Genomic DNA, 13,805 nt, shown 5'->3' with positions numbered 1-13,805 from the left:
TTAACCACCTTGTTTTTACAACAATTAATTTCTGCGCTAAAGAAAAGGGCTTATAAATGCACGAAGGTGTGATGAAGGCATGGCTAGAATCTTCTCACTTAAACGGCGGTAACGTTGCTTACGTAGAAGAGCTTTATGAAGCGTACTTAGATGATGCGACTTCTGTGCCAGAAGAATGGCGAGAAGTGTTCGAACAATTACCAAAAGTTGATGGTGTGGATGTTGACGTTAAACATTCAGAAGTTCGTTCACAATTTGCACAGCTTGCTAAAAACAAGCATAGAGAAGTAGTGGTAGCAGAGGGTGGCTCTGGTGATCCTAAACAGGTCAAGGTGCTACAACTTATTAATGCTTTCCGTTTCCGTGGTCACCAAAATGCCAACCTAGATCCATTAGGTATTTGGCAACGCGAACGTGTTCGTGATCTAGAATTAGAGTACCACGATTTATCTGAAGCTGATTTTGACCGTGAATTCAATGTGGGTTCGTTTGCTGTCGGTCGCGAAACCATGCCATTAGGTGAGCTATATCAAGCACTCAAAACGACTTATTGTGGGTCGGTTGGTGCTGAGTATATGCACATCACTTCAACTGAAGAAAAGCGTTGGTTACAACAACGTTTAGAATCAGTGCAATCACGTCCAACGTTCTCTAAAGAAGAAAAGCTACGTATCCTTAAAGGATTAACAGCTGCAGATGGTCTTGAAAAATATTTAGGGGCTAAGTTCCCTGGTGCAAAACGTTTCTCACTTGAAGGTGGTGATGCGTTAGTACCAATGCTTAAAGAACTAATTCATCGTGCAGGTGAAAGCGGACAAAAAGAAGCTGTTATTGGTATGGCTCACCGCGGTCGCTTGAACGTACTAGTGAACGTTTTAGGTAAAAACCCATCAGAATTATTCGATGAGTTCGCTGGTAAACACAAAGACACATTAGGCTCAGGTGATGTTAAATATCACATGGGTTATTCATCTGACTTTGCAACTAAGGGTGGCAACGTGCACATGGCACTTGCATTTAACCCGTCTCACTTAGAAATCGTTAACCCAGTGGTTATGGGGTCGGTACGTGCTCGTTTAGACCGTCTAGGTGATAAGTCAGGTATTAAAGCATTACCAATTACTATTCACGGTGACTCTGCAATCGCAGGTCAAGGTGTTGTACAAGAAACATTTAACTTATCGCAAACTAATGCATTTAGTTGTGGTGGTAGTATCCGTATTGTTGTAAATAACCAAGTTGGTTTCACAACGTCTAAACAGTCTGATGTACGTTCTACACCATACTGTACTGATATTGCGAAAATGGTTCAGGCACCAATTTTCCACGTTAACTCTGACGATCCTGAAGCGGTTGCATTTGTTACTCAAATCGCACTTGATTTCAGAAACCAGTTTAAACGTGATGTAGTGATTGATTTAGTATGTTATCGCCGTCATGGTCATAACGAAGCGGATGAGCCGAACGCGACTCAACCACTTATGTACCAAAAAATCAAAAAGCATCCAGTACCTCGTCTAATTTACGCAGATCAATTAGTTGCTGAAGGTTCATTCTCAGAAAATGAAGTAAAAGCACTTGCTGATGATTACCGTAACGGTTTAGACAAAGGCAACTGTGTTGTTGAAGAAATTCAACTAGAGACATCGCACTCTTCTGATTGGGCTAAGTTTGTTGGTCACGATTGGGATGTTGAGTACGATGCAACAGTATCGGTTGAAAAGTTAAAAGAGCTTGGCGAAAAAGTAGCAAGCTTCCCAGAAAGCCACAAAGCACAGTCGCGCGTTAAGAAAATCTACGACGACCGTAAGCTAATGGCAACAGGTGAAAAACCACTTGATTGGGGGATGGCTGAAACACTTGCTTATGCAACGCTTGTTGATGCGGGTACAGATATCCGTTTAACAGGTCAAGATTCAGGCCGTGGTACATTCTTCCACCGTCATGCTGTTGTTCATAACCAAAAAGATGCATCAACCTACTTGCCGCTGCAAAATATCAGCGAAAAGCAAGGTGCATTTGAAGTGTATGACTCAGTTCTTTCTGAAGAAGCGGTACTTGCGTTTGAATATGGTTACGCAACAGCTGAACCTACGTCACTTGTAATGTGGGAAGCACAGTTTGGTGACTTCGCGAATGGTGCACAAGTTGTATTTGACCAATTCTTAAGTTCAGGTGAGCAGAAGTGGGGCCGTTTATGTGGTCTTACATGTTTACTTCCACACGGCTACGAAGGTCAAGGTCCTGAGCATAGCTCGGCACGTTTAGAGCGTTTCTTACAGTTGTGTGCTGATCACAATATGCAAGTATGTGTTCCTTCAACACCAGCGCAAGTTTATGCAATGCTTCGTCGTCAATCAGTACGTCCACTTCGTCGTCCATTGATTGTTATGACGCCTAAGTCGCTACTTCGTCACCCGTTGGCAACATCTTCACTTGAAGAGTTATCTGAAGGTGTGTTCCATAATATGATCGATGAAATCGATGATATTGCAGCAGATAAAGTAGAACGCGTTGTATTCTGTAGCGGTAAAGTTTACTACGAGCTACTACAAGAGCGTCGTAAGCAAGAATTAAATAACATTGCTATTGTTCGTGTAGAACAATTATATCCATTCCCACACGCTGAGATGGATACAATCATGCAGCGTTACCAACACGTTAAAGATTTTGTTTGGTGTCAAGAAGAGCCACAAAACCAAGGTGCATGGTATTGTTCTCAACACCACTTTGTTGATGCAATCCCAGCCGGTGCTAAATTAACTTACGCAGGTCGTAAAGCATCAGCATCACCAGCGTGTGGTTACATGTCAGTGCATAATAAAGAACAACAAGCGCTCGTTGCAGATGCGCTTACTATTGAAAAGAAAGGATAAGCAATGAGCACAGAAATTAAAGTTCCTGTACTTCCTGAGTCGGTTGCTGATGCTACTGTTGCAACATGGCACGTAAGTGTTGGCGACAAAGTAAGCCGCGACCAAAACTTAGTAGATATCGAAACAGATAAAGTTGTTTTAGAAGTTGTTGCACCAAATGACGGTGTAATCACTGAAATTTCACAAGAAGAAGGTGCAACGGTACTTGGCGAACAAGTAATTGCATTACTTGGTGATGCAGATGCTGCACCAGCAAGTGACGACTCTGCACCAGCTCAATCAGAAGACGCGCCAGCGGCGCAATCAGCACCAGCATCAGAAGGTAAAGAAGTGGACATTAAAGTACCTGTACTTCCAGAATCAGTCGCAGACGCGACAATTGCTACTTGGCACGTTCAACCAGGTGAAGCGGTAACACGCGACCAAAACCTTGTTGACATCGAAACTGATAAAGTTGTTCTTGAAGTTGTTGCTCAAGAAGACGGTATCATGGGTGAGCACATTCACGCTGAAGGCGAAACAGTACTTGGTGAGCAAGTAATTGGTACAGTTAAAGCGGGTGCAGCACCGGCAGCAGCAGCTCCTAAAGCTGAAGCAGCACCAGCAAGCGAATCAAATGACAGCTCTGACGTATTAACACCGTCAGTTCGTCGTTTAATCGCTGAGAAAGGTCTTGATGCATCAAAAATCAAAGGTACTGGCAAAAATGGCCGTGTAACTAAAGAAGATGTTGATACATTCTTAAAAGCACCGGCAGCAGCGCCTAAAGCAGAAGCAGCAGCGCCAGCAGCACCTATGGGTGACCGTACGCAAAAACGTGTTCCTATGACTCGTTTACGTAAAACAATCGCTAATCGTCTTCTTGAAGCGAAAAACTCAACTGCAATGTTAACGACTTTCAACGAAGTTAACATGAAGCCAATCATGGATCTTCGTAAGCAGTACCAAGAAGTTTTCGAAAAGCGTCACGGTATCCGTTTAGGTTTCATGTCTTTCTACGTGAAAGCAGTAACTGAAGCACTTAAGCGTTTCCCTGAAGTAAATGCGTCTATCGACGGTGATGATATTGTTTATCACAACTACTTCGACATCAGCATCGCGGTTTCTACACCACGTGGTCTTGTTACACCAGTACTTAAAGACTGTGACAAGCTATCAGTTGCTGAAATCGAAAAAGGTATCCGTGAGCTAGCGCTTAAAGGTCGTGACGGTAAATTATCAATTGATGATATGACAGGTGGTAACTTCACTATCACTAACGGTGGTGTATTCGGTTCATTACTATCTACACCAATCATCAACTTACCACAGTCTTCAATCTTAGGTATGCACAAAATCCAAGAGCGTCCTATGGCTGTAAATGGTAAAGTTGAAATCTTACCAATGATGTACTTAGCGTTATCTTATGATCACCGCCAAATCGATGGTAAAGAATCAGTAGGTTTCTTAGTAACAATTAAAGAGTTACTTGAAGATCCGACTCGTTTACTACTAGATGTTTAATCTGGTTGTATGAAAACTAAGCTGTGAACCTCGTTCACAGCTTTTTTTTTGCGCCTTTGGTCTAACTGGGGTTTTCATGTGGAGCCTTGGGATTTATACTAAGTGCGCAATTTGGGATAGCTGTTTATTTTGCATAAATATTCAGCTCTTTTAGTATAAAAAATTGGATAAAGCATCATGAATTTGCATGAGTATCAGGCAAAACAACTTTTTGCCGAATATGGTTTACCAGTTTCTCAAGGTTTCGCTTGCGATACACCTGAAGAAGCTGCAGCAGCTGCTGAGAAAATCGGCGGTGATATGTGGGTTGTTAAAACACAGGTTCACGCAGGTGGCCGTGGTAAAGCTGGCGGTGTTAAGCTAGTTAAAACAATCGACGAAGTTAAAGAGTTCGCTGCGAACTGGTTAGGTAAAAACTTAGTTACTTACCAAACAGACGAAAATGGTCAGCCAGTAGCTAAAATCCTTGTTGAAAGCTGCACTGACATCGCTAACGAATTATACCTTGGCGCTGTAGTAGATCGTGCTTCTCGTAAAGTTGTTTTCATGGCATCTACTGAAGGTGGTGTTGAAATCGAGCAAGTTGCAGAAGAAACTCCAGAATTAATTCACAAAGCTGAGATCGATCCATTAGTTGGTCCTCAAGCTTACCAAGCTCGTGAATTAGGTTTCAAACTAGGTTTAAACCCTACTCAAATGAAACAGTTCGTTAAGATCTTCATGGGTCTTGCAAACATGTTCAACGATTTCGATTTCGCATTATTAGAAATCAACCCGCTAGTAATTACAGACGAAGGTAACCTTCACTGTCTAGACGGTAAAATCGGTGTAGATGGTAACGCGCTTTACCGTCAACCTAAAATCCGTGAAATGCACGATCCTTCACAAGAAGACGCGCGTGAAGCTCACGCTGCAAGCTTCGAGCTTAACTACGTTGCACTAGACGGTAACGTTGGTTGTATGGTTAACGGTGCAGGCCTAGCAATGGGTACTATGGACATCGTAAACCTACACGGTGGCAAGCCAGCTAACTTCCTAGATGTTGGTGGCGGTGCAACTAAAGAGCGTGTATCTGAAGCATTCAAGATCATCTTATCTGACGACAACGTTAAAGCAGTTTTAGTTAACATCTTTGGTGGTATCGTTCGTTGTGACATGATCGCAGAAGGTATCATCGGTGCAGTTAAAGAAGTAGGTGTAAATGTTCCTGTAGTAGTACGTTTAGAAGGTACTAACGCTGAACTTGGTCGTGAAGTACTAGCTAGTTCTGACCTTAACATCATCGCTGCTGAATCACTAACAGACGCAGCTGAAAAAGTTGTTGCTGCTGCGGAGGGCAAATAATGTCTGTATTAATCAATAAAGATACAAAAGTTATCTGTCAAGGTTTCACAGGTGGCCAAGGTACTTTCCACTCTGAGCAAGCGCTTGAGTACGGTACACAAATGGTTGGTGGTGTAAGCCCAGGTAAAGGCGGTCAAACGCATCTTGGTCTTCCAGTATTCAACACAGTACGTGACGCTGTTGAAGCAACTGGCGCAACTGCATCAGTTATCTACGTACCAGCACCTTTCTGTAAAGATGCAATCTTAGAAGCTATCGATGCTGGCATCGAGCTAATCGTTTGTATCACTGAAGGTATCCCAACACTAGACATGGTTGACGTTAAAGTTAAGCTTGATGAAACTGGTGTTCGTATGATCGGTCCTAACTGCCCAGGTGTTATCACTCCGGGTGAAACTAAGATCGGTATCATGCCTGGTCACATCCACAAGCCTGGTAAAGTAGGTATCGTATCACGTTCTGGTACTCTTACTTATGAAGCGGTTAAGCAAACTACTGACGCTGGTTTCGGCCAATCAACATGTGTTGGTATCGGTGGTGACCCAATCCCTGGCACTAACTTCATCGACGTTTTAGAAATGTTCGAAAAAGACGAGCAAACTGAAGCTATCGTTATGATCGGTGAAATCGGTGGTACTGCAGAAGAAGAAGCTGCAGAATACATCAAGCACAACGTGACTAAACCTGTTGTTTCTTACATTGCTGGTGTTACTGCACCTGCAGGTAAGCGTATGGGTCACGCTGGTGCAATCATCGCAGGCGGTAAAGGTACTGCTGATGAGAAATTTGCTGCATTAGAAGCTGCTGGCGTAAAAACTGTACGTTCACTAGCTGACATCGGTAATGCACTTAAAGAGAAGACAGGCTGGTAATCAGTTCTAATCTCTTAAAAAAGGCTCGCTTATGCGGGCCTTTTTTGTATCTGCCACTATCTTATAACATGCACGAAAATTCCACCTGTAAATTAAGAATAATAATGCTTTATTTGTGAATATAAATTCTCTACACTTGTGGCTTGTATATCTGTTTTTATTAAAACATTCGACTTTAATAAGGTAAATATTACGTGCGTACCACAGAATTGGTAGATGGATTTCGCCAGTCAACTCCATACGTTAATGCTCACCGCGGTAAAACATTCGTTGTTATGCTTGGCGGAGAGGCGATCGATCAGTCTGGTTGTCGCAGCATCATCAACGATGTCGCGCTACTAACTAGTCTTGGTATTAAGATTGTTTTAGTGTTTGGTGCTCGTCCACAGTTTAACGCAGCGCTTGAACAAGTTGGCATAACTAGTCAGTTTCATAATGAGATACGGGTAACTGATAACGCAACATTTGATGTAATTAAAAAAGTTGCGGGTGCAATGCAGTTCGATATAACCGCGCGTTTATCTACGTCTTTAAGTAGTACACCTATGTCTGGCTCATTTTTAAATGTGGTGAGTGGTAATTTTGTTATTGCTCAGCCTTTAGGTGTTGATGAAGGTGTTGACTATCATCATTCAGGAAGAGTGAGACGTATCGATGTTGCGGGTATTCGCCACCAGTTAGATAACAACGGAATTGTGCTGCTTGGGCCAATAGCGGCGTCTGTTACAGGTGAAAGCTTTAATTTAACTGCTGAAGAAATTGCTACGCAAGTAGCTCTCAAACTACGCGCCGATAAAATGCTTGGTTTTTGTAAAGAAGCCGGTATTTTGGATGAAAATGGTGAAGCAATTGCAGAGCTAATGCCAAATGAAGCTGAGCAGCTATTAGCAAGCTATCGCAAGCAACCAGATTCATGTTTAAGTGCTACTGTATTTTTACAAGCTGCAATTGATGCTTGTCGAGGTGGCGTGCATCGTTGCCACCTTGTTAGCTATAAAGAGGATGGCGCATTACTTCAAGAGTTATTCTCTTTAGATGGTATTGGTACACAAATCGCACCACAAAGCTCTGAGCAATTACGAAGTGCCAGTATTGCTGATATTACCGGTATCATTAACCTTATTAGACCCCTTGAACAGCAAGGCTATTTGGTTCGTCGTTCTCGTGAACAGCTAGAAATCGAAATTGAACAATTTACGGTTATTGAGCGTGATGGACTTATCATAGCCTGTGCGGCTTTGTATCCGTTTGCTGATGAACAAGTAGGGGAGTTTGCAAGTTTGGCTGTCCACCCTCAGTACCGAGATGCCGATCGTGGCAGTTATCTACTGAGGTTTATTATTAATAAGGCTAAACGTGCAGGTTATTCGCATTTATTTGCTCTCACTACACGCAGCATCCACTGGTTTTTAGAGCAAAGTTTTGAAATAGTGACAGTTGAGGAGCTACCTGCGAAGAAAAAAGCGCTTTATAACCATGAACGCCGCTCTAAAGTATTGCGTCTAGATTTAACTAAGCTAGGTAATAAGAGGTGACGCATGTGTCACCTCTTATATACCCAAACCACCCCAAGGTGCGAGTTTCAGCATATTGAGGGGCTTGGGTATACTCTTAATATTGATAGTTAATGTGCTGATAAAAACGCACACGTAAATCTTGGCGAGTTGGATTAAATGCCAGCTCGTCAGTAACTTCATTTATCGCACTTTGCACTTGATTCATAAACTTACCATAACCAATGTCATGCTTGTCTTTATCGGCTGCGGCAATCACAAAATGTAGCGAATCTACAAGTTGATCAGCATCCCAGTACTGTTGTAATTGCACCTGCTCAGAGCTGCAATCAAAGGTTAGTTTTTGCAGTTCGCTGTTACTTTGTGCGTTATCAATATTGCTATTACGAACAATAGGGCGGGTACCGTTAGCGATGAAAGCGCCGAGTGTTAAGCCGCGTTTATCACATGCTCGTTTGAACGCATCAAAGATATATTGATAAAACTGCGTATAATTCTCTTCATTCAACATATGCTGAAATTGCGTTTTAATGGCACGAGTTACTGGAATCGAAAACCCAGCGTATGTCATCTCACTGTGTTCATTTGGCACATGACATTGGCGAGACTGGTAACGTGGGTATAAGCTACGTAATTTATAGCCATAGCTTTCTTTGTGACCTTTTGCTTTAGCAAATAAATCATAAGTTAGGTGTTGGTGGTCACGAATTTTAAGAGGTGGTTGGCCGCTTAGTAGCTTTTCTTGTAGTGAGTTGATCACTCTTTGCACATTATGATGAAAACTAGCCGCATGAGCGCGAATATCTTCACCGGTCGCTAAGAATAATAAACGAATTTTTTTGCATCTTTGCTCACCATCAGCAAATACATTATGTGCTTCATGGTATTGTGGGTTATAGAAAAACAAAATTTGCTTAGCGGTTTCTAAGCTATATGCCTCATCATGGTAACGAACCACTGGCAGTTTATCGTTGGCGATTAGGTGTACATTATGTAATTCATACTCATCACATAGTGCAAATAACTCCCTTGCAAGACGCTTATAAGCACAGCTCACGTTGGTGAACTGGGCAAAAAACTCATCAGTAGGTTTAAATTCAACTAACACATACTGGTTTGCACGTGCTGAGCTTGGAATATAGACTCGATGTTGATTGAGCGAAGCCATCTCTTTTCCTTATTGGTAGTGAAACTGACGGCACTATATCGCTAGTCAATGATCATTTTATTGCGTTAGAACAATTTTTTTACCGATTTTGTCCAGTCTGTGAACTATGTATTCAACAATCGACGTAATATCTTCAATAAACATGATGCAACCACTGTATGTTAGGGTTTGTTTTTGTAATAATGCATTAGTTTTGTCACCATGCAATATTCAGAGGATTATGCTCCTATGGCGGAAATTGAGAATCGCCCAAGTAACTTTATTAGAACGCGTATCGACGAAGATCTAGCAAGCGGTAAGCATGCGACTACACACACGCGTTTTCCACCTGAACCAAACGGTTTTTTACACATTGGTCATGCAAAGTCTATTTGTTTAAATTTTGGTATCGCCCAAGATTATCAAGGTCTTTGTAACTTACGTTTTGATGATACGAATCCAGAAAAAGAAGACATCAACTACGTAAATTCGATTAAAGAAGATGTGCAGTGGTTAGGTTTCCAGTGGGATGGTGAAATTAAGTATTCATCTAACTATTTCGATGCGCTATATGGCTATGCTGTTGAGCTTATCGAAAAAGGCCTAGCATATGTGTGTTTCTTATCGCCAGATCAAGCCCGTGAATACCGTGGTACTTTAAAAGAGCCGGGTAAAAACAGCCCATACCGTGATACGCCAGTTGAAGAAAACCTAGCGCTATTTGAAAAAATGCGTAATGGCGAGTTCAAAGAAGGCGAATGTGTACTGCGTGCTAAAATCGATATGGCAAGCTCATTCATGGTATTGCGTGATCCAATTTTATACCGTGTACGTTTTGCTCATCACCACCAAACCGGCGACAAGTGGTGCATTTACCCAATGTACGACTTCACGCACTGTATTTCAGATGCGCTAGAAGGTATTACACATTCATTATGTACGCTTGAGTTCCAGGATAACCGTCGTTTATACGATTGGGTATTAGATAACATCAGCCTTGAGTGTCATCCGCAACAAATCGAGTTCTCAAGATTAAATCTTGAGTACACCATTATGTCTAAGCGTAAATTAAACGACTTAGTGGTAAATGGTCATGTTGAAGGCTGGGACGACCCACGTATGCCAACGATTGCAGGTTTACGTCGTCGTGGTTATACACCTGCATCAGTACGTGAGTTCTGTTCTCGTATCGGTATCACTAAACAAGAGAACATGGTTGAAATGGGCATGCTAGAAGCCTGTATCCGTGAAGACCTAAATGAACATGCACCTCGTGCAATGGCTGTTCTTGATCCGGTGAAGATTGTTATCGAAAACTATGACGCAGATAAAGTAGAAACGTTATCTGTTGCAAATCACCCGAATAAAGAAGAGATGGGTCGCCGTGACGTACCTTTCACTCGTGAACTTTATATCGAGCGTGAAGACTTCCGTGAAGAAGCAAACAACAAGTTTAAGCGTTTAGTTCTTGATAAAGAAGTACGTTTACGTGGTGCTTATGTAATTAAAGCTGAGCGCGTTGAAAAAGACGAAAACGGCGAAATTACGACTATCTTCTGCTCTTACGATCCTGAAACTCTGGGTAAAAACCCAAGTGATGGCCGTAAAGTTAAAGGTGTAATTCACTGGGTATCAGCGAGTAAATCTATCACAGCTGAAGTTCGTTTATACGACCGTTTATTTAACGTGCCAAACCCAGCGGCAGCAGAAGACTTTAACGCAACACTAAACCCTGAATCACTTGTGGTTCTTGAAAATGCGAAAGTTGAGCCGTCACTTGCAAATGCACAAGCAGAGCAGGGCTTCCAGTTTGAGCGTACAGGTTACTTCTGTCGTGATAGCAAAGCAGAAACATTAGTATTCAATCAAACTGTGGGTCTTCGTGATTCATGGGCGAAGATTGAACAAAAAGGCTAATAGCTAACCTATTTAGTTTCTATGCTTAATAAAAAACCCTTTCACTTTAAAAATGAAAGGGTTTTTTTATAACTATTAAAAGCGATTAGAAATAACCGCGAATACCTAAGCTGAAGTTACGACCAGGTAGTGGTGCTTTTTCTTTAATGAATGAGCTGTGTACGAAACCAAGTTCATCGGTTAAGTTGTCAACATTAATATAAAGCTGTGTATCAACAGGACCTAAGTCAAGTTGGTAGTTAGCTGATGCGTCAAACAGGGTATAACCGTCAGTTTTTGTCTCGTAAGCAGTAATGTCAGACTGCTCAAAATAATGAGTACCGGTTAGGCTAAACTTCCAATCAGACACTGTGTACTGTAATTCAGAACCTAGTTTATTAGCCGGAATACGCGGTAAATAACCTTCATCATCTTTTAGCTTAGCCGTTGTTGAATCACCAAACACTTTAACTAGCGCATTTGGCGTCACTTGATAGTGTACATCAAATTCAATACCGTATAATTTCGCATCTTTACTTGTGAATTGGTAAACCGCCATTGCATCTTCATCTGCACCAGCTGCTGATTCTAAGCCATGCTCTTCATCGAAAACTAAACCGGTATTTTGCTGGAAGTAGTAGTTTTCAATGTCGTTATAGAAGAAGTTAACTGTGTAACCAAAGTCACCAATAAAACGACGGAAACTTAGATCAAAGTTCGTTGCAGTTTCTTGCTCGATATCTTCTGGCTCAAAATGAATTTCGCCATCTTCAATATGATAACCAAGGCCTAGCTCGTAAGTACCTGTTGAGATATGAATACCGTTTGATAGTAGTTCAGCACTCAGCGGAGCACGTTCTGAACGAGATACACTTAAAGCAACACTTTGGCCTTCTTGATATTGCCAAATTGCACCTGCAGATAAGCTTAGGTTTGTGAAATCTTCACTGTAGTTAATGATTTCAGCTTCTTCTTCGTCATGGTGCTCTCCTTCCTCTTCATGATCGTGATGATGCTCAGCCATGCTTACAGCAGAATCGATTTGATAAACTTCAAGGCGTGCACCTAATTCAATGGTCACATCACCAAACTGGCGCTCTTCAAGAACGAATAACGCGTTTGTTTTAGTGACACTTGCTGGCGTAAAAGCTTCTTCACCATCTGCATCATAGTCAGACTCAGTGTAGTGATAACCAGCCATACCGTGCCAAAGGCCTAACTTGTGCTCAACGGTTGCACGTGCTTCGGTTGTTTTGTTTGTAAACACGGTGCCCACTGCACCATCTTCAATTTCAGCGTGTTTGTAGTCTGTGTAGCCAACGCGTAGTGAGATATTTTCAATCCAGTTATCATGAAGTGCATAGCTCATGTAGCCTTGCCAGCGGTCTTGCTCTAGCTGTGCAAATACTGATTCTTCGTACTCTTCTTCACCTTCATGTTCATCATGATCTTCCTCTTCTTCATGATGATGATGCTCATGAGCAGGAATACCATAATCTGTTTCGATGCGGCCGAATGACACACCTATCGTTAGGTGATCGCCCACGTAACTAGTACCAAAGTTAACTGTTTGGCTATCGATAAAGGTGTTTTCTACGCTGTTAGCTGTTTCGTGTTCTTCATGCTCTTCACCTTCATGCTCCTCGTGCTCTTCATGTTCCTCAGGAAGCTCAAAGTTCGGTGTGTCGTAATCGTGTCCTTTACGCTTGGTACCGTCAAAATGGAAGTTGAAACCATCGTTACCGGTTTCAAGTTTTGCAGCATAGGTGTTGGTATTAGATACTGTATCGTGTGTATATTGAGCAGCACCGGTTAAAGACTCGATGTTATCGGTAGGAATACGGTTATCAACAACGTTCACCACACCACCGATAGCGCCAGAGCCATAAAGTAGAGTAGCAGGGCCGCGAAGTACTTCGATTTGCTCTGCTGCTAGGCTGTCATTTGATGTTGCGTGGTCAGGGCCGATACGAGATGCATCACTGCTATCAAGGCCATTTTGGGTGATTTTCACACGCGGACCATCTAAACCACGAATAATTGGGCTTGATGAAACTGGGCCAAAGTAGCTAGCATTAACGCCTGGTAAACCTTTTAGTGTTTCGCCTAATGTCGGTTTTGCTTTGTCTTTTAACTCATCACCGGCTAAAACATTCACAGGCGAAATCATTTCAAGACTATTTTTATGAAGCGCTGATGCATAAACAACAACCGTTTCAACTGAGGTTGGTGTAAGCGTAACCACAACATTTTGGTCTTCGCCATTAATAGCAATACGCTTATCGATGAAATTGTTTTTACTGATGTGAAGCTGACCTTTATTATCTACATCAATTTTAAACTGACCTTGTTTGTCAGTCACAACGCTTTGTGATTTGCCGTGTACATGTATTTCAGCATTACTGATAGGTTGTTGGTTTTTATCTAATACTTGACCTGTGATCACAGCAGCCATTGTTGATTGGGAAAACAGCGCAGCGGCAACAGCACTAGAAAGAATTGAAACTTGCTTCATCATTACTACTTCTAAGTTTGTTGTTGAGTGTTGCGTTATATTATAACGCTGAAAATATTAATCGCAATAACGTTATACTATAACTTTACCTATACCTTAACCCTAAGTCGCGATTTTATCACCATACACTATACTGAG

General features: G+C 41.9%; 8 protein-coding genes. 6 read left to right on the top strand and 2 right to left on the bottom strand.

Going from position 1 to position 13,805, the window contains the following annotated elements; translation table 11 throughout:
- Positions 1-56 precede the first annotated feature (56 nt).
- The 5 genes from BIZ38_RS00160 (at position 57) to argA (ending at position 8,130) form a co-directional block, all read left to right on the top strand.
- The gene (locus BIZ38_RS00160; RefSeq protein ID WP_138600672.1) at positions 57-2,876 is read left to right on the top strand and encodes a 2-oxoglutarate dehydrogenase E1 component; all 2,820 of its coding nucleotides are present in this window, start codon (positions 57-59) and stop codon (positions 2,874-2,876) included.
- 3 nt (positions 2,877-2,879) lie between these two features.
- Positions 2,880-4,379 carry a 2-oxoglutarate dehydrogenase complex dihydrolipoyllysine-residue succinyltransferase gene (odhB, locus tag BIZ38_RS00155; protein ID WP_187489250.1) on the top strand — a complete coding sequence of 500 codons (1,500 nt, stop codon included), beginning with the start codon at positions 2,880-2,882 and terminating at the stop codon, positions 4,377-4,379.
- 177 nt (positions 4,380-4,556) lie between these two features.
- Entirely contained in the window at positions 4,557-5,723 is a 1,167-nt protein-coding gene (gene sucC / locus BIZ38_RS00150) for an ADP-forming succinate--CoA ligase subunit beta (protein WP_054551366.1), read from the top strand.
- Positions 5,723-6,595: a succinate--CoA ligase subunit alpha gene (gene sucD, locus BIZ38_RS00145; protein WP_054551365.1), complete on the top strand. Its 873-nt coding sequence runs from the start codon at positions 5,723-5,725 to the stop codon at positions 6,593-6,595. Before sucC ends, sucD begins: the two co-directional genes overlap by 1 nt.
- A 194-nt stretch (positions 6,596-6,789) precedes the next feature.
- Positions 6,790-8,130, top strand: coding sequence for an amino-acid N-acetyltransferase (argA, locus tag BIZ38_RS00140; RefSeq protein WP_138600676.1), 1,341 nt, complete (start codon positions 6,790-6,792; stop codon positions 8,128-8,130).
- A 76-nt stretch (positions 8,131-8,206) separates the two neighbouring features.
- Here argA and BIZ38_RS00135 read toward each other — a convergent pair whose 3' ends face one another.
- Entirely contained in the window at positions 8,207-9,277 is a 1,071-nt protein-coding gene (locus BIZ38_RS00135) for a DUF3083 family protein (RefSeq protein ID WP_187489249.1), read from the bottom strand.
- 228 nt (positions 9,278-9,505) lie between these two features.
- On the opposite strand from BIZ38_RS00135, the gene glnS reads away from it, so the two are divergent.
- Positions 9,506-11,173, top strand: coding sequence for a glutamine--tRNA ligase (glnS, locus tag BIZ38_RS00130; RefSeq protein WP_187489248.1), 1,668 nt, complete (start codon positions 9,506-9,508; stop codon positions 11,171-11,173).
- A gap of 85 nt (positions 11,174-11,258) precedes the next feature.
- On the opposite strand, the gene BIZ38_RS00125 is transcribed toward glnS, so the two are convergent.
- A complete protein-coding gene (locus tag BIZ38_RS00125; RefSeq protein WP_187489340.1) occupies positions 11,259-13,667 on the bottom strand; it encodes a TonB-dependent receptor in 2,409 nt (802 codons plus the stop codon).
- Positions 13,668-13,805 lie beyond the last annotated feature (138 nt).

This window comes from Pseudoalteromonas sp. BZK2, assembly GCF_014349195.1.
GTDB lineage: Bacteria > Pseudomonadota > Gammaproteobacteria > Enterobacterales > Alteromonadaceae > Pseudoalteromonas > Pseudoalteromonas simplex.
This window is presented reverse-complemented; position numbering and strand designations above follow the sequence as displayed.